A 17,701-nucleotide genomic window follows, 5' to 3' on the forward strand; every position below is an offset into this window, starting at 1 on the left:
ACGACTGTGACCTTGCCCTCTCCATGGCTGTGACCTCGGCCTCTTTGTGCTCCGGAGCGTCATTCCGCCGCCGTCGGAAGCCCTGCGAGATCGCCGAGAATCCGGGCCGCGGGCGCCGGGTCGGTCAGCCACTTCAGGTGACTGCCGGCGAGGGTTCGGACGTCGTACGGGTTGTCCGGGGTGAGCGCGTCGCCCTCGCGGATCAGCCGGTCCTGCAGGGCGAGCGGCAGGCTCCTGTCGTCGGCCAGCCGCACATACGTCCGAGGGATGCGGCCCCAGGTCGCGGCCTGCGCCCGGTCGGCGGCGGTGCCGACGTCCAGGTTCTCGTCGGGCTGAAAGGTGTTGAGGAAGGTCCGGAACTCGTCGTCGGTGCCGTCGGCGAGGAACGCCGCCCTGAACGCGGCGAGGGCGGCCGGGTCCGCGGTACGGAAGTTGACGCGGAGCAGGCCGAGTTCGGCCGGGTTGCCGGCCATCGCGAGTGCCAGGGAGGCAGGGTCGACCGTGGCCATCTCGGGCTCGGCGTAGTAGTCGCCGACGCTGAGGTCGACGGGGCACCAGGCGGAGACGTAGACGAGGCGGTCGATGAGGTCGGGTCGCGCGTTGGCCGCGGCGGTGGCCGTGACGCCGCCGCGACTGTGCGAGACGAGGATCACGGGCCCGTTCCGCTTGGCTCGCTCCAGGATCCCGATCAGGTGTGCCGCGTTGTCGGCGAGCGTCACCCCCTTGATCGAGCCGGGCGTGGTCGCGAGCCCTTCGGGGTCCTGCGGTGCCTGATAGGCGTGCGGGTACGTCGCCGCGAATCCGTGACCGGGCAGGTCGACCGCGACCGAACGGTGCCCCAGGAGGCCGAGTTCGGCCTGGAGCGGTGCGAAGGAGAAGGAGTTCGCGAACGCTCCGTGAACCAGGACGAAGGTCGGTTGCATCTGTCGGCTCACTCTCCGGCCGCGGCGGCATCGCCGGAATCGGCGGCGCGCGGGCCCGGTGTCGGTGTCGGTGTCCGTATCGGTCGGTTGGCCGATCGGTCTGTTGACCCTAGACACACGAAGATCATCCGCACCACCTGAACGGGCCCTTCCCCTTGGGCGTTTCAGTGACGCCCGGTCCGGCGCGGCCGGAGCGGCCCGGACTCGGACGGCAACTTCCGCCCGTCCCCGCCGCAGCCGCGCACCAGCAACAGGACGGGCGCGTCGGCCCGGCCGAGTCTCGGGTGGAACAGCGGTACGCGATTCATCGGCGGCCGCCGGCCCCGTACGGCTGGAACCGGCCCGTCAGCTCCAGCCGAACCGGCGGTCGACCACCGCCGCGAACTCCTCCAGGGTCAGTACCTCGTCCCCGTTCTGGTCGGCGGCGTCGAACAGCGCGGAGGAGGCGTTCTCGTCTCCCACGGCCCACAACGGCAGGTCGCCCGTCGCGGCCAGGGAGGGGCCCTTCGTCCGCAGGGCGATGATCACCTCTGCGCGGGTCAGGGTCCCGTTCTCGTCGAGGTCGAGCGCCTCGAACAGCTTTCGGGCCTTCTCGCTCATCGTGACACCCTCGTTCCTGATACCGGCAGGCGGCCGGCCCACCCCGTTCCCACACCAAGACGTGTCCGCACCCCTCCAGGTTGCCTCCGCGGGCCACCTCGATGCAGGCCCTGCGCCCGGAGCGCGGATTCCCGGCCGTCGGCCGCGCGGCCCTCGGACGGCCACGCCCGACCGGTCAGGCGCCCCTGGCCGAGCGAGCCCGGGTCCGGGCGATCAGCCACATCAGATACGGCGCCCCGACCGCCGCCGTGAGCACGCCCACCGGCAGCTCGACCGGGGAGAGCAGGCGGCGGGCCAGAACGTCCGCGACGAGGACGATCGTGGCGCCGGTCAGGGCGGAGGACAGCAGCGGGATCTGCGCGGTACGGGTCAGCCGGTGGGCGATCTGCGGGGCGAGCAGCGCCACGAAGTCGACCGGGCCCGCCGCGCCCGTCGCCACCGACGCGAGCACCACCCCGAGCGCGGTGAGGCCCAGCCGGACCGGACCGAGCCGTACGCCCAGCGCGGTCGCCGTGCTGTCGTCCAGGGACACCATGCGCTGGGCGTGCGCCGCCCACAGCAGGGCCGGGACCAGGGCGAGCAGGACCCACGCCAGCGGTGCCGCCTGGTCGTAGCCGCGGCCGTTGAGCGAACCGGTCAGCCACACCTTGGCCTGCTGGGCCACCAGATAGTCCCCCTTGGTGAGGAACAGCCGGGTCACCGAACCCAGGGCGATCGACACACCGATGCCCACCAGGACGAAGCGTGTGGCGTGCAGGCCGTCCCGCCAGGCGAAGACGTAGACGAGCGCTGCGGCCGAGAGCCCGCCGGCGATCGAGACATACGGCAGGACGGCGTACGAGGTGATCCCGAAGGTCATGGCGGCCACCGTGGCCGCGCCCGCACCGTGCGTGACGCCGATGACGTCCGGACTGGCCAGCGAGTTGCGGGCGACGGTCTGGATCAGCGCGCCGGAGACGCCGAAGGCCGCACCCACCAGCAGACCCGTCACCAGGCGGGGAAGACGCAGCGTGCCGACGACCAGCTCGTCCGGGCTCGGCTGCCCGAGCAGCACACGGACGACCTCGGTCGGGGAGACGTACGACTCGCCGACGCACAGGGAAACGACGGCCGTGGTCGCCAGTACGACGGCCAGCAGGACCGCGACCGCACTCGCCCGGCGGTGCAGCAGGAAGCTGCCGTCCCCGACGCGGACCACGGTGTAGCCGGCGGGGCGCGGCCGCCGAGGCGCGGGGCTCGTTCGATCAAGGGACTGTGTCACGCCGGCACCGTCGCCTTCCTCCGTACCAGCGCGACCAGGAACGGCACGCCGAGCAACGCGGTCATCACGGCCACCGGAACTTCCGAGGGCGCGAAGACGACACGGCCGAGCACGTCCGACACCAGGATCACCACCGGACCCAGCAACGCGGACAGGGCGAGGACCCACCGGTGGTCGGCGCCCACCAGCGCCCGCGCGATGTGCGGGACGGCGACCCCGGTCAGCACGGTCGCCGCGAGCGCGCCCAGAGCCCGCACCAGGGCCACCCGGTGACCGAGCCCCCGCGCCACGTCGTCGCCGAGAGCGAGGGCGTCCAGACCGCGGGCCATGACGGCGACCAGCAGCAGCCCCCCGAGCAGGAACGGCCATGTCTGTACCACCACTTCACCGTCCCGCCCGCCGATCGAGCCGACGTCCCAGAAGCGGAACTCGTCCAGGGCCCGGGCGTCGGTCGTGACGATGGCGGAGACCACCGAGGCGATGAACGCGTTCATCGCGGCCCCGGCCAGCGCCAGCTTGACCGGCGAGGCGCCGCCGCGTCCGCTGCCGGCCACGGCGTACGCGGCCACCGCGGCGAGCCCCGCACCCGCGAAGGCGAACCAGACGTAGCCGGCCGGCGTGTGCACCCCGAGGAACGCGATCGCGCAGACGACGCCCAGCGAGGCGCCCTGGCTGACGCCCAGGACGCCGGGCTCGGCGATCGGATTGCGGGTGATGCCCTGCATGACGACGCCGGCGACCGCGAGGGCCAGCCCGACCATCACGCCGATGACCGTGCGCGGGACCCGCAGTGCGCGTACGACCTGCGCGTTGTCACCGCTGCCGCCGTGCAGCAGGGCGTCGAGCACCTCGCCCGGCGGGATCTGGCGGCTGCCGAGGGCGAGGCTGAGCAGGACGGCGAGGAGCAGCAAGAGGGTGCCGGCGACCGTCCAGCCGATGCGCCGCCGGGTGGCAGGGGACATGCGTTTCCTCTTGCTGTTCCTCTTGTCGCTGTCGCCGAACGGCCTTACTTGGTCAGGTACTTCTCGAGGTCCGCGAGGACCTCGTCGGCCGCGGTGACGCCCAGGCCCAGGTACCAGGTCTCGTCCGGCACGTCGTACGCGTGGCCCTCCTTGACCGCCTTGAGGTTCTTCCACAGCGGGTTGCTCTGGGCGCGGGACTTGTCGGTGGCCTTCGCGTCGCCGTAGACGCCGGTGAAGATGTAGTCACCGTCGGCCTGGTCGATGTTCTCGGCGCTGACCTCGGCGGCCAGGTCCTCGATGTCCTGGTTCTTCGGACGCGGGATGCCGGCGTCCTTGAGGATGGTGCCGATGAACGAGGCGTTGGCGTAGAGGCGGATGACACCGTCGGGCAGGTAACGCACCATCGACACCGTCGGCTTGTCCGCGCCGAGCTTGGCGTCGAGCTCCTCGACCTTCTTGTCGTACGCGGCGAGCTGCGCCTTGGCCTCGGCGGTCTTGTCCAGGGCCGCGGCGTTCAGGAGGTAGTTCTCCTTCCAGGTGAAGCCGGGGCGCAGGGAGAAGACGGTGGGCGCGATCTGGGACAGCTCGTCGTACTTGTCCGCGGCGCGCAGCTGGCTGCCGAGGATCAGGTCCGGCTTGAGGCCCGCGATCGCCTCCAGGTTGAGGTTGTTGATGGTGCCGACGTTCTCCGGGTTGCCGGCGTCCTTCTTGAGGTACGAGGGCAGTTCGGGGGAGCCCTCGGTGGGCGCGAGACCGACCGGCTTGATGCCGAGCGACACGACGTTGTCGAGCTCGCCGACGTCCAGGACCACGACACGCTTGGGCTGGGCCTTGATCTCGGTCTCACCCATGGCGTGCTCGATGGTGCGCGGCCATTCGCCCGGCTTGGCGTCGGTGCCCATCTCGGCGGTCTTCTTCGCGGCGTCCGCGAACTCGTCGCCGCCCTGAGCCACGGCCTTCTTGTCCCCGGCTCCGGCCGCGGGCTTCTTGTCGGTGCTGTCGTCGGAACCGCCGCAGGCCGCGAGGGACAGGGCGGCGGCGACGGCAAGAGCGACGGCGGCGGTACCGCGGCGCCGGTGAAGCATGGCAAGGCTCCCTTTGAAGTACACGGGGGGCGGCTATTAGGCCAGCCTCACCTTATCCGGATCTTTCGTGTGCCCTACAAGCGAGTCTGTGTGGCTCCTGTCACGGTCCTGTGGTGTCACCGTGTGGTTCCTTGACGCCCAGCGTCGGCAGGGCGCCAAGGAGGTGGGCACAGGGCAGGTCAAGTCACCGAGCAGGCGGAGCCGTTGAGCGTGAAGGCCGCGGGGTGGGGGTTCGTGTTGCCCTTCGTGGCCGTGAAGCCCAGGGTCACCGAACCCGCCGGGGCGATCGTCGCCGTGTACGACACCGAGGCGACGCTCACCTCGGCGCCGCTCTGCGTCGCGGTGCCGCCCCACAGGTTGCTGACGCGCTGACTGTCCGCGAAGGTCCAGCGCAGCGTCCAGCCGTTGATCGCGGAACTGCCGGTGTTGCGCAAGACGATCTCGCCCTGGAAGCCTCCGGGCCACTCGTGCGTCACCCGGAAGCCGGCACCGCACGTCGCGGACGAGTCGCCGGAGGGCGTCGTCACCGTCACCGTGTGTCCGGCGGACTGCAGCCGGTTCCGCAGCACCGCCCGCCAGCAGCCGGGCGAGCCGGTGATGGAGTCGCCCAGCGGCATGACGCGCACGGGTTGCGGCCTCGGCGGCGGTGGCCGGCGGTGCGAGGGTCGCGCCGAGGGGCAGGAGCAGGGCGGTCAGCAGGCCGAGGAGCGGGAGGAGCCGTAAGCGTGCTCGGCGGGGGTCGCGCATGATGTTCCCTTCTCCACGTCGAGTGGGAGCGCTCCCATTCAGGCATGAAGCCATCGTTGTCACTAACACGTCAATAGGTCGACGACAGGACGGAAGTCGAGGGCTGAACTGAGATGCTGTCAGGGCGAGCACCTTCCGTCGGAGGAGGCATCCATGCCCGAACCGTCCGTCCTTGCCGCGCTGGTCGCCGGGCTGCGAGGTGGATCGATCGAAGTCGTCGACCTCACCTCGCCCTTGTCCTCGTCGACTCCGGTGATCCAACTGCCGCCCCACTTCGGGCAGACCGCCGTCTTCGAGCTGGAGGAGATCAGCCGGTACGACGACCGGGGACCGGCCTGGTACTGGAACAACTTCCGCAGCGGCGAGCACACCGGCACCCACTTCGACGCCCCGAACCACTGGGTCACCGGCAAGGACCTCACGGATGTGGCCTCGGTGCCGGCCGGCCGGCTGATCGCACCGGCAGCCGTGCTGGACTTCACCGACGAGGTCGCGAAGAACCCCGACTTCCTGGTCGAGGTCGACCATGTGAAGGCATGGGAGGCGGAGAACGGCCCCTTGCCCGAAGGGGGTTGGCTGCTGCTGCGCACCGGTTGGGACGCCCGCTCGCACTCCCAGGAGGCGTTCCTCAACGCCGACGAGAGCGGCCCGCACACCCCGGGCCTGTCGGCGGAGTGCGCCCGCTGGATCGCCGAGGAGTCGCCGGTGGTCGGCCTCGGCGTCGAGACGGTGGGCACGGACGCCGGAGCCGCCCACTCCTTCGACCCCGCCTACCCCTGCCACTCCTATCTCATGGGCAGTGAGAAGTACGGCCTGACGCAGTTGCGGAACCTCGCCGCACTGCCGCCGACCGGCGCCGTCGTCATCGCGGGACCGCTGCCGATCGTCACCGGATCCGGAGCTCCCGCGCGCGTGCTGGCGCTGGTGGAGCGCTCATGAAGGCCGCGGAAGCCATCGGCCGGGCGCTGTACGCGGCCGGGGTGCGCCAGGTCTTCGGGGTGGTCGGATCGGGCAACTTCCATGTCACGAACGCGATGATCGCGGCAGGGGCGCGGTTCGTCGCCGCTCGCCATGAGGGTGGCGCGGCGACGATGGCCGACGCCTACGCCCGGACGAGCGGCGAGGTCGCCGTGGTGAGCGTGCACCAGGGGCCCGGCCTGACGAACGCGATGACCGGGATCGCGGAGGCGGCCAAGTCCCGCACGCCGCTCGTCGTGCTCGCCGCCGAGGTGACCGAGCCCCGCTCCAACTTCTACGTCGACCAAGAGGCGTTGGCGCACGCGGTGGGCGCGGTCTCGGTTCGGGTCACGTCGGCTCAGGAGGCGGTCGTGCAGGCGTGTGCGGCGGTCGGGCTGGCGGTGCGGGAGCGGCGTACCGTCCTGCTCAACCTCCCTTTGCCCGTACAGGCGTCGGACGTGCCGGACGGTGCGCCGGCACAGGCGGCGCCACCACCGGACCGGGCCGCGGTCGAACCGGACGCGGACGGCGTGACCGCCTTGGCCGAGTTGCTCGGCCGGTCCCGGCGGCCGGTCTTCGTGGCCGGCCGGGGATCGCGCGGCCCTAGTCCGTGTCCGCAAAGTCCCGCCTGCCCCGCGACGCCTGGCACGCACTCTCGCCGCACCGGGCGAAAGCCCACGTACAACCAGTACGAGGGCTTCCGCCCGGCACGCCGAGAGCACGCACCAGACGCCGCGGGGCCCGCCCTCCGGGCGGACGACGGGACTTTGCGGACACGACCTAGCAGTCGAGCGGCCCTGGAGGCCCTCGCCGAGCGGCACGGCGCGCTGCTCGCCACCTCGGCCGTCGCGCGCGGCCTCTTCCACGGCAACCCGTGGTCGCTCGACATCTCCGGCGGTTTCGCCTCCCCCCTTGCCTGTGAACTGATCCGGGGCGCGGACCTGATCGTCGGCTGGGGCTGCGCCCTCAACATGTGGACGATGCGGCACGGCAGCCTCATCGGCGCCGAGGCGACCGTCGTACAGGTCGACGACGAACCGTCCGCACTCGGCGTCCACCGTCAGGTCGACCTCGGTGTCACCGGAGATGTGCGGCTCACCGCGCGCCGGGTGCTGGACGCGGCCGGTGAGCGCAGGCAGGGCTACCGGAGTCCGGAGACCGGTGCGGCCCTCGCCGCCCGGGGGCGCCTGCGGGACGTGCCGTACGAGGACACGAGCACGCGGGAGCGGATCGACCCGCGGACGTTGAGCATCGCGCTCGACGACATCCTGCCCGCCGAGCGGGTGCTCGGCGTGGACTCGGGCAACTTCATGGGCTATCCGAGCGCGTACCTGTCGGTGCCGGACGAGAAGGGCTTCTGCTTCACGCAGGCGTTCCAGTCGATAGGCCTGGGCCTGGCGACCACGATCGGGGCGGCACTGGCACAGCCGGACCGGCTCCCGGTGGCCGCGCTCGGGGACGGAGGCGCGTTGATGGGCGCCGTCGAGCTCGACACGGTGCGGCGGCTCGGGCTGCCGATGGTGGTCGTCGTGTACGACGACGAGGCGTACGGCGCCGAGGTGCACCACTTCGGACCCGACGGGCACCCGCTGGACACCGTCCGCTTCCCGCCGACGGACATCGCCGCGGTGGGGCGGGGCTACGGCTTCGAGGCGGTGACCGTCCGGACGCGGGCCGACCTGAAGGCCGTGGCGGACTGGGTGGCCGGGCCGCGGTCCGCGCCGTTGCTCATCGACGCCAAGGTGGTCGCCGATCACGGGTCATGGTGGCTGGAGGAGGCGTTCCGCGGGCACTGAACGCGGGAGGCGCCGACCCGCCTGTCGGCACCGCATTGCCGGCAGACGGGTCGGCGCATTGCCGGGCGGGATCAGACCGCCGGTGCCGGGAAGGTCGGGTACTCCACCCCGGAGACGTGCTGGACGACGCGGATGACCTGGCAGGAGTAGCCGAACTCGTTGTCGTACCAGAGGTAGAGGATGGCGTTGTCGCCGTCGACCTTCAGGGCGCCGGCGTCCACGATCGAGGCGTGGCGGGAGCCGATGAAGTCGCTGGAGACCGCGTCGGGCGCCGTGATGAAGTCGATCTGGCGGCGCAGCGGCGAGGTGAGCGACACCTCGCGCAGGTAGTCGAGGACCTCCTCGCGGCTGGTCTCGCGCCCCAGCTGGAGGTTGAGGATGGCGATCGAGACGTCCGGCACGGGCACGCGGATCGAGCTGCCGGAGATCTTCGCCTTGAGGTCGGGCAGCGCCTTCGCGACGGCGGAGGCGGCGCCGGTCTCGGTGATGACCATGTTCAGCGGCGCGGAGCGGCCGCGGCGCTCGGACTTGTGGTAGTTGTCCAGCAGGTTCTGGTCGTTGGTGAAGGAGTGGACGGTCTCCACATGGCCGCGCAGCACACCGAACTCGTCGTCCATCGCCTTCAGGGGCGGGACTATGGCGTTGGTGGTGCAGGAGGCGCAGGACAGGATCTGCTCGTCCGGCTTGACCGTGTCGTGGTTGACGCCGTGCACGATGTTGGGGACGTCGCCCTTGCCGGGGGCGGTCAGCACGACCTTGTCGACACCGGGGCGCAGGTGCTTGGACAGGCCCTCGCGGTCGCGCCACTTGCCGGTGTTGTCGATCAGGATGGCGTTCTTGATGCCGTACGCCGTGTAGTCGACCTCGGAGGGGTCGTTCGCGTAGATCACCTTGATCGCGTTGCCGTTGGCGATGATCGTGCTGTTCGCCTCGTCGACGGTGATCGTGCCCTGGAACTGGCCGTGGATCGAGTCACGGCGCAGCAGCGAGGCGCGCTTGACGATGTCCTGCTCACCGCTGCCACGGACGACGATGGCACGCAGCCGCAGGCCGTTGCCCGAGCCGGACTTCTCGATCAGCAGGCGGGCCACGAGCCGGCCGATGCGGCCGAAGCCGTAGAGGACGACGTCACGCCCCTCGCCGCGCTCGATCTTGTTGGCGCCGGTGGCACCGGCCACGGCCTCGGCGGTGAACGCCTCCACGGACAGACCGCGCTCGTCGGCCTTGTACGCCGCGGCCAGCATGCCGAGGTCGATCTGCGACGGGCCGAGGTCGAGCGCGGTGAGGGCCTGCAGGAACGGCAGGGTCTCGGTGACCGAGAGCTCCTCACCGCCGATCTGCCGGGCGAACCGGTGGGTCTTCAGGATGCTGACCACCGACTTGTTCACCAGGGAGCGGCTGTGGAGGAGGACGGTGACGTCCCGCTCCCGGTGCAGCTTCCCGATGAGCGGGATCATCGACTCCGCGATCTCCTCGCGGTTCTTCCAGTTGGTGAACGAGTCGTCGTTGACAGTCACGGGCCTATCTTTCGAGCTAGGAGGCGCTCATATGCTAACCGCAGGGTGCGACGATCGTTCAAGCAGGGGTCGTTGGGGTGCGCGTAAATCCCGTATTGAGGTGATTTGCACGACTGGAGGGGTGGATGGAGCTGGAGCTACGGCATCTGCGGGTGCTGTGCGCGATCGCGGACGCCGGGAGCGTGGGCCGGGCCGCGGTGGAGCTGGGGTACACGCAGCCCGCGGTCAGTACCCAACTCCGGCGGATCGAGCGGCACTTCGGTGAGCCGCTGTTCGAGCGCGGGCCGACGGGCGTAAGGCCGACTCCGTACGGCGTCGAGGTGGTGGCACAGGCGCGCGATGTCCTGAACCGCGCGTCCGCGATCGGGCGCCGGCCCGCCGTCGACGCGGCGTCGCCACGTCGGACGCTGCGCGTGGCGGCGACCAATTCACCGATGCTGGCGGGCATGGCCAGCGGTCTGCGGGCCAGGCTGCCGGACGTCTCGCTCGCGGTGAGCAGCGTGTACGCCTCCTCCCGGATCGTGGAACTGCTGGAGGCGGGCGCGGTGGACGCCGCCATCGCCGCGGACTACCCCGGCAGGGAGCTGGAGCACTCGGACGCGGTGGCCCATCGCGGGATCGTGACCGAGCCGACGTTCGTGGCCCTGCCGTCCCGCCATCCCCTCCGCAGCCGCGCCCAGGTCGCGCTCGCCGACCTCGCCGACGAGGCCTGGTTCGTGACGCCGGACGACGGGGCGGGCTGGCCCGGCGTCTTCTACACGGCGTGCTCGGCGGCAGGCTTCACGCCGGTCGCCGTGCACGAATTCCTGGGCGACCAGCTGCAGTTGCAGGGGATGATCGCCGACGGGCTCGGCGTGTCCGCCGTACAGCCGACAACGCGCCCGATCCCGCATGTCGTGATCAAGCCGCTGGCCGGTACCCCGCTGTGGTGCCGTTACGTCCTGGCCTGGCGGCGTGAGGCGGTCCCGGTGGGGATGGTGGAGGCGCTGTTCCAGTCGGCGGTCGCCGCGCACCGTGAACTTGCCGCCCAGTCCCCGCACTTGAAGTCATGGGCCGCACGCACATGGAGCGTGACCGGGGTGTAGGCGGCTGCTCGCTCAGTACGTCGGGTGTTATGGCCCGACCGTGCCATGTGCTATGTCACACGCCATTGTTGACGTGGGCGGGCGCTGAGACAGTGCCTCACACGCCTCAGCCCCCATTCCGAGGCGCATCAAACTCCCTGGAGGAACCCCGATGCGCTACCGCTCAGTGCTGCCCAGACGCATGCTCGGCGCACTCGCCGTCTGCGCCACACTCCCCGGCCTCCTGTCGACGCCCGTGTTCGCCGCACCCCCGGCCGACCGGGGCGTCACGCCCTCCGCGACCGCACCCCACAGGACGCCCCCACCGCCGACCGCCTCACTCACCGAGGACTCCGCCCGGACCGCCGTTCAGAAGCAGGCCCTGACCCCGGACCGGCTCCCGCCCCTCACACCGACGCCGGCCCAGGACCCACCGCCCACGAGGGGCGCAGCCAAGCCGAAGTCGTGCACGCCGGGCGACTTCGGCGGGCGGACCGGCGCCGCACTCGTGGCGTTCGTGAAGGCGTCGACCACCGAATGCGTCAACACCCTGTTCTCGGTGACGGGTCCGGACGCCCGCGCCGTCTTCCGCGAGTCCCAGATGGTCACCGTCGCGAAGGCGTTCACGAGCACGGCCCGGAGCTACGCGGGCGACAACTCGTCCCGGGTCCTGCAACTCGTGCTGTTCCTGCGGGCCGGCTACTACGTACAGTTCAACAACCCGGACGACGTGGGCCCGTACGGTGCGTCCCTGGCCCGCAACACCATCGGCGGCCTCGACACCTTCTTCGCCCGCCCGCGCTCCAGAGACGTCACCGCCGCGAACGGCGATGTGCTGGGCGAGATCTTCATCCTGACCGACAGCGCCGACCAGCAGGCCCGCTACCTCCGGGTCTACCAGCGGACGCTGCAGGGCTACAACAGCTCCTACGACGGCATCCGCAGCATGCTCGCCGCCGTCAATTCCGTCTACACCCCGCTGTGGCGCGGCAACTGGAACCCCGACTACGTCAAGGCGGTCACCGCCGACCCGTCCATCGCCCGGACCCTGCGCACCTTCGCACTGGCCCACCTGGACCTGCTCGGCACCGACCGCGCCTACCTCACCTCCAACGCCGGGATGAACCTGGCCCGTTACGTCGAACACCAGGCGCTGCGGCCCACGGTCCGCCCGCAGGTCAAACACCTCCTGGACTCGTCCCGCATCACCGGACCCACGGCCGGCCTCTGGGTGGCCGTGGCGACACAGGCCGACTCCTACGACGGCGCCAACTGCGCCTACTACGGCGTCTGCGACCTGACCGGCCAACTCACGCGCGCGGCCCTGCCGATCACCCACTCCTGCGACGCCACCCGCACCATCCGGGCCCAGTCGCTCACCTCGTCCGACCTCGCCGCGGCGTGTGCCAGCCTGCTGGGCCAGGACGCCTACGTCCACGCCCTCGTCAAGGACGACGGACCCATCCCGGGCCAGTACCTGTCGACCCTCGACCTCGCCGTCTTCGCCAGCGCCCAGGACTATCGGACGTACGCCGGGGCGATCTTCGGCATCAGTACGGACAACGGCGGCATGACCGTGATCGACGACCCGACGGACCCCGCCAACAAGCCTTTCGCGGTCATGTACCAGAAGAGCCAGGACACCGGGCACGCCGCCAGGATCTGGAACCTCAACCACGAGTACATGCACTACCTCGACGCCGTCCACAACATGAAGGGCGACTTCGCCCAGCAGACGTCGGTGCCGGACGTGTGGTGGATCGAGGGCGTGGCCGAGTACGTCTCCTACGGCTACCGCCGCATCACCTACGACCAGGCGGTCACGGAAGCCGGCAAGCACACCTACCGGCTGAGCACGCTGTTCCAGAACACCTACGCCAACAGTGACGTGACCCGCACCTACGCGTGGGGCTACCTCGCTGTCCGCTACATGTTCGAGAAGCACCCGGCCGACATCCAGCGCATGCTCGCCCGCTTCCGCATGGGCGACTATGCAGGCGGTTACGCCGCCTACGCCACCGACATCGGCACCCGCTACGACGCGGACTTCGACGAGTGGCTGACGGCTTGCGCCGCCGGCGCCTGCGGCGCACCGGCAGCCGTCAGTCGAGAGTCGTCTCGGGGATCTGCACGCTGATCAGCTCTCCGGAACGCTGGTCGACGGTCAGACCTCGGCCCGGCATGCGGTTGCGCAGCTGAGCGTGGGTCAGGCGCACGCCCAGGAGGTCGCCCTCCATCACGCTCTGGGGGTCGAGGAGCATGCCCCGGCGGTGCCGCTTGAGGGCACTGAGCCAGCCCATGGCGCCCGCCATCGTCTCCCCGGTGACACCGGCGGCCACGCCGATACCGCGGTCCCGGCCGGACTCGACCAGAGTGCGCAGATCCTGGTCGATCGCCGGCATGATCAGCAGATCGGCGTCGTCGACGATCACCACGCGGGGCTCGCCGCCGCTGCCCACCGCGGCGGCGAGCTCCTGTGCCGTGGGGGACGCCGAGGTCAGCAGTCGCACGCCCGGATGACCGTTCAGCGCACGCAGCGGCGACTCCCGCGGTGTGAGGACGACGAGCCGGGTGCCGGAGGCCAGCAGGGACACCGCCAGGCTCGCCAGCGTGGTGCTGCGGCCCGAGCCGGGCGGCCCGGCGACCACGAACGTCGGCGAGGAGCCCGCGAAGTCCACCCCGACCGGTGCGACGTCGTCGCCGCCCAGCCCCAGCAGGCCCCACAGGGGCCGGCGCAGTTCCTCGGGCACTTTCTCGTACGCCGCCGTGAACTCCACCTTCGCCGGAAGGGTGCCGATCCGCACGGGGAGCCGGGCGGCGGGCAGCCCGGCATCGCGGCCGGTCGCCTCGGCGCCGATGGCACGCAGCGCCTCCGCCTGCTCCTGCCCGGTGGCCCCGGGGGCGAGCAACGCCACCTGGATCTCGGTCCCGTCGGAGGTCCAGCCCTGTCCGGGCCTGATCACGTCGGGCAGCTCGCGGGGGCGCTTCCCGACGACGTGGTAGTCGGTGCGGTCGTTGAGGCGCAGCAGCAGCTTGTTGTCGTTGAGCGCGGTGGCCCGCCCGGCCAGCAGGGCCCGCTCGGACGTCGCCACCACATGCAGACCCGAGGCGGCGCCCTCCCTGAGCAGACGGTTCAACTGGTCCATCTGCCGACCGCCGTTGTGCTCGGCGACGAGGTCGACCAGCGCGTCCCAGCCGTCGATGAACAGCAGCACGTGCGCCGGACGGGAAGAGGCGGCAACGATCTCGCGGAGCTCCGACAGATTCGCCGCGTGATGCCGCGTCAGCAGCTCTTGACGGCCGTGCAGTTCCGCGTCGAGCCGGGTGAGCAGTCGCTCCAGCCGCTCGGTGTCGCCGCGCGGCACGACCGCGCCGCAGTGCGGCAGCACACCCAGGGCCGACAGCGCGCCGCCCGCGAAGTCGATGCCGTACAGATGCACATCCGCGGCGGTGTGGGTGCGGGCCAGCGCGCCGGCCATGGTCCGCAGCACCTGCGAACGGCCCGAGCGCGGGATGCCGATGACGTACAGGTGGCTGAAGGCGGCGAGGTCCAGCAGCACCGGTTCCTGCGCCTGGGCGCCGGGCAGGTCCGACAGGGCCCAGGCCACCGGGGCCGGACGGGCGTCGCCGGTCGGCTCGGGCTGCGGCAGGTCGTCGACCAGCACGGAGTGGCCGAGCGGGGGCAGCCACGGGCTGGGCTGTGAGGCGCACTCGGCGAGTTCCGCCGCCTCGCGCAGCGCGTCCACCAGCGCGTTGAGGTCGGTGGGGGAGCCATCGTCCCCGGCGGAGGCGGTGGGCTCGGCTTCGGCACACGGCACACCGACCGCACGGCCGAGGCGCTGCCACGGCAGTTCGGTGCCCCATATCCGGGGTGCCCCGGCCTCGGTCGCCGGCTGCGGCTGCGGGACGGGAGCCGCTCCCGGCCGGACGGCCCCGGAATACGCGGTCTGGAACGGTACGACCGTCCCGTGCCCGAGGCGGGCCAGAGCCCGGCCGGGGGTGCTCGGGGAGATGCTGACGGCGTCCTTGGTGTCGATGACGTCCTGGCTCTCGGTGGCGTCGGTCACCCGCAGAGCGATCCGCAGGTTGGTGTTGGCGCGGATGTCGGCGTTGACCACACCGGCCGGACGCTGGGTGGCGAGGATCAGATGGATGCCCAGGGACCGGCCGCGCTGGGCGATGCTCACCAGGCCCGGGATGAAGTCCGGGATCTCCCGGTATAGGGTGGCGAACTCGTCGATGACGATGACGAGCCGGGGCACCGGTGCGAGCCCGGGTTCCCGGCGGCGCATGCTCTGGTACTCGGGGAGGTCCTTGGCCCCGGCGGCGGCCAGGATGTGCTCCCGGCGCACCAGTTCGGCCGACAGCGAGGTCAGCGCCCGCTGGACGAGGTGGCTGTCGAGGTCGGTCACCATGCCGAGGGTGTGCGGCAGCCGTACGCAGTCCTTGAAGGCGCTGCCGCCCTTGTAGTCGACCAGGACGAAGGTCAGTTCGTCGGGCCGGTTGACGGCGGCGAGCGAGGCCACGAGGGTCTGGAGCAGTTCCGACTTGCCGGATCCGGTGGTGCCCGCGACGAGGCCGTGCGGTCCGTCCTTCACCAGGTCGAAGGCGGCCGGACCGTCGTAGCCGGCGCCGAGCAGCACCTCGGTGGACGCGGGGCGCCCGGCCCAGCATGCCGCGACTGTCTCACCGCTCGGTTCCGGCAGACCCAGCAGATCGAGCAGGCCGACCCGGTCGGGCAGACCCTCCGAGGCGTCCGGAGTGACGTCGTGGATCGGGGCGATGCCCCGCGCCAAGCGCTCGCACCAGGCAGGTTGGACCAGGTCCGGGCGGATGTCCGGGATGGCGGGCAGGCCGGTGCGGCGCAGGGTGAGCCGGTGGTTCTCGTATCGGACCACCGCGGTGCACTCCTCCGGCAGGAGCCGCTCCTCGTGGTCCAGACAGAGCGGGAAGATCCGTACGGCCGGGCCCTCCTTGAGGATGGACACGACACCGGGAACGTCACGCAGCCGCCGGGCGCCGTCCATCACGACCAGCACGTCCGGTTCGCTGAGCAGCGCCTTGCTCATGGTCGACTCCGCGGCCCGCTGCCGGGTGCGCAGAGTGGACACCAGCTCGGCGATCCGGTTGGCGACCGTCTCCGGGTCGTTGCCGATGAGGGTGACGGCGCCGCCGCGGGATCCGGGCAGACCGTCCCGGGAGTGCGGCAGCCAGCGGGCCCAGTCCCAGGACTCCTCGGACGCCTTGTCGGTGAGGACGACGATCCGCAGGTCGCGCGGTGTGTGCAGAACGGCGGCCTGGGCGGTCATCCAGCGGGCCAGCGCCTGCACCGGGCCGGTCTCACCGGCCAGCCCCACCACTCCGCAGTGTTGGAGGTCGACGCTGACGGGGGCGTCCGGGATGGTCCAGTGCACGGCGGTGTGGTTGTCCTCGCGCGCCGTGTCGTCGATGCCGAGCAGGGACGGCTGGCTCGCGGTACCGATGCGCAGGGCCAGGTGGTCGGGGTCGCCGCGCCGGCGCTCCCACAGCCGGCGGCCGGGGCCCACGCCCCACAGACCGGCCATCGCCGGGTCGGGCGCGCTCTCGGTGCGCACCCGCTGCTCGGTGACGACCTTCTGCCGGACGTCCTCCTCCAGCGAGGCCCGGCGCAGCCGGTAGGTGCGGGACTTCTCCTCGAAGTCCTTGCGCGCCGTGCGCCGGCCGCTGACGTGGTTCGCCGCCATCAGCATCGGCGACATGAACATGAAGAGCAGGTAGTAGTACGAATGCCAGATGAGCACCATGCCGAGGCCCATGAACATGGGGGCGAACGCCACCATGAACGGGATGGGCCTGCGGCTGGGCGGCTCGGGTGGTCCAGGGAGGCGGAAGCGCTCCGGTTCGAGGTGCGGCAGGATGCGCGGCGGCCGGTTGTAGTCCAGCCCGCCGCCGCCCTCGGACGGCACCACCGCGGCGTCCCGTTGCGTCGGCTCGGTCAGCCGCAGCAGATACTCGCCGAGGGCGAGGTCACCGCCGAGCGGCCAGGGCTCCCAGCCGTCGGGGAGGGCGGCCGTCTCGGTGACCTCCTCCGACTCGTCCTCCGCGTCCGCCTCGTCCTGCTCCGACAGGGGGAGCAGCTCGACGTTCGGCCTGCCCCGGTGCTCCGGAGGCTCCGGCACGGACAGACGCGCGCCGGCGTCCTGCGGCAGCTCGACGATGGCGGATCCGTCCGGGCGTACGGAGATCCGTATGCCCTCGGACGGCAGGCCGCGGCCCTGAAGCGGTACGGCGGAGCCCACCAGCGGGCCGATGCCGTGGGTGCCGACGCCGAGCGCGTACACCCGCCCCGCGTCCGGACCGCCCACCACCTGGAGTTCCACCACCGGCGAGTGGTCCACCCGCTGAGGTTGCGGCATGGCGAAGCGCTGGGGTCCGTACTCCGCGCAGGCCCGGGGGACGGGCGCGCCGAGGCCGATGACGCTGCCGTCCATCACGGGCGTCGCGGCCAAGGGAGCTCCGGGGGACAGCGGGTCGTCGCCCAGGTAGCAGACGGGCGCCTGGTCCGGCGTCGATGCCGGGTCGTCGGCGCGCAATCGCGCCAGGTGCTCGGCGATGTCGCGCACCGGGGTGGCGGCATCGGCGCTCAGTACGACGTCCTGACGGCTTGCGGGATCGCCGTCGACGACGGTGGTGATGAGGAGTTTCATCTCTCCCCTTCAGGGGTGGTTCGCGGGGCGAGCAAGGGGCAGTGGTGGCGGACTGCGGACTGCGGACTGCGGACTGCGGACTGCGGACTGCGGCGGAGCCTGG

The 17,701-nt window shown here is 71.4% G+C and carries 11 protein-coding genes and 1 pseudogene; 4 read left to right on the plus strand and 8 right to left on the minus strand.

Features of this window, described 5'->3' with window-relative positions; genetic code table 11:
- Positions 1-59: 59 nt before the first annotated feature.
- The 6 genes and pseudogenes from ACIBAG_RS14245 to ACIBAG_RS14270 all read right to left on the minus strand — a co-directional run.
- On the minus strand, positions 60-935 hold the full coding sequence (locus tag ACIBAG_RS14245) for an alpha/beta hydrolase (RefSeq protein ID WP_399104670.1): 876 nt from the start codon (positions 933-935) through the stop codon (positions 60-62).
- Positions 936-1,268: 333 nt separating this feature from the next.
- On the minus strand, positions 1,269-1,523 hold the full coding sequence (locus tag ACIBAG_RS14250) for an EF-hand domain-containing protein (protein ID WP_399104672.1): 255 nt from the start codon (positions 1,521-1,523) through the stop codon (positions 1,269-1,271).
- 175 nt (positions 1,524-1,698) lie between these two features.
- The gene (locus tag ACIBAG_RS14255) at positions 1,699-2,784 is read right to left on the minus strand and encodes a FecCD family ABC transporter permease (RefSeq protein WP_399104674.1); all 1,086 of its coding nucleotides are present in this window, start codon (positions 2,782-2,784) and stop codon (positions 1,699-1,701) included.
- Complete coding sequence (locus ACIBAG_RS14260) at positions 2,781-3,746, minus strand: FecCD family ABC transporter permease (RefSeq protein WP_399104676.1); 966 nt, start codon at positions 3,744-3,746, stop codon at positions 2,781-2,783. Before ACIBAG_RS14260 ends, ACIBAG_RS14255 begins: the two co-directional genes overlap by 4 nt.
- Before the next feature lie 44 nt (positions 3,747-3,790).
- Positions 3,791-4,831: an ABC transporter substrate-binding protein gene (locus tag ACIBAG_RS14265; protein WP_399104678.1), complete on the minus strand. Its 1,041-nt coding sequence runs from the start codon at positions 4,829-4,831 to the stop codon at positions 3,791-3,793.
- Between the two features lie 179 nt (positions 4,832-5,010).
- Positions 5,011-5,367, minus strand: a pseudogene (locus ACIBAG_RS14270) (cellulose binding domain-containing protein); the annotation flags it as partial.
- 364 nt (positions 5,368-5,731) lie between these two features.
- On the opposite strand from ACIBAG_RS14270, the gene ACIBAG_RS14275 reads away from it, so the two are divergent.
- On the plus strand, positions 5,732-6,517 hold the full coding sequence (locus ACIBAG_RS14275; protein ID WP_399104680.1) for a cyclase family protein: 786 nt from the start codon (positions 5,732-5,734) through the stop codon (positions 6,515-6,517).
- Positions 6,514-8,331 carry a thiamine pyrophosphate-binding protein gene (locus ACIBAG_RS14280; RefSeq protein WP_399104682.1) on the plus strand — a complete coding sequence of 606 codons (1,818 nt, stop codon included), beginning with the start codon at positions 6,514-6,516 and terminating at the stop codon, positions 8,329-8,331. The genes ACIBAG_RS14275 and ACIBAG_RS14280 overlap by 4 nt, the downstream gene beginning before the upstream one ends.
- Positions 8,332-8,402: 71 nt before the next feature.
- On the opposite strand, the gene ACIBAG_RS14285 is transcribed toward ACIBAG_RS14280, so the two are convergent.
- Positions 8,403-9,848 (minus strand): glyceraldehyde-3-phosphate dehydrogenase, encoded by a 1,446-nt coding sequence (locus ACIBAG_RS14285; RefSeq protein ID WP_399104684.1) that lies wholly within the window; start codon positions 9,846-9,848, stop codon positions 8,403-8,405.
- 125 nt (positions 9,849-9,973) lie between these two features.
- Between ACIBAG_RS14285 and ACIBAG_RS14290 the strand changes: the two genes are divergently transcribed.
- Both ACIBAG_RS14290 and ACIBAG_RS14295 read left to right on the plus strand, forming a co-directional pair.
- Complete coding sequence (locus ACIBAG_RS14290) at positions 9,974-10,933, plus strand: LysR family transcriptional regulator (RefSeq protein ID WP_399104686.1); 960 nt, start codon at positions 9,974-9,976, stop codon at positions 10,931-10,933.
- 151 nt (positions 10,934-11,084) lie between these two features.
- The gene (locus ACIBAG_RS14295) at positions 11,085-13,049 is read left to right on the plus strand and encodes a collagenase (RefSeq protein ID WP_399104688.1); all 1,965 of its coding nucleotides are present in this window, start codon (positions 11,085-11,087) and stop codon (positions 13,047-13,049) included.
- Here the strand turns inward: ACIBAG_RS14295 and ACIBAG_RS14300 are convergent.
- Entirely contained in the window at positions 13,015-17,598 is a 4,584-nt protein-coding gene (locus ACIBAG_RS14300; protein WP_399104690.1) for an FtsK/SpoIIIE domain-containing protein, read from the minus strand. The two genes, ACIBAG_RS14295 and ACIBAG_RS14300, sit on opposite strands and share 35 nt — an antisense overlap.
- Positions 17,599-17,701: the final 103 nt, after the last annotated feature.

The sequence above is a fragment of the Streptomyces sp. NPDC051243 genome (genome assembly GCF_044455405.1).
Classification (GTDB): domain Bacteria; phylum Actinomycetota; class Actinomycetes; order Streptomycetales; family Streptomycetaceae; genus Streptomyces.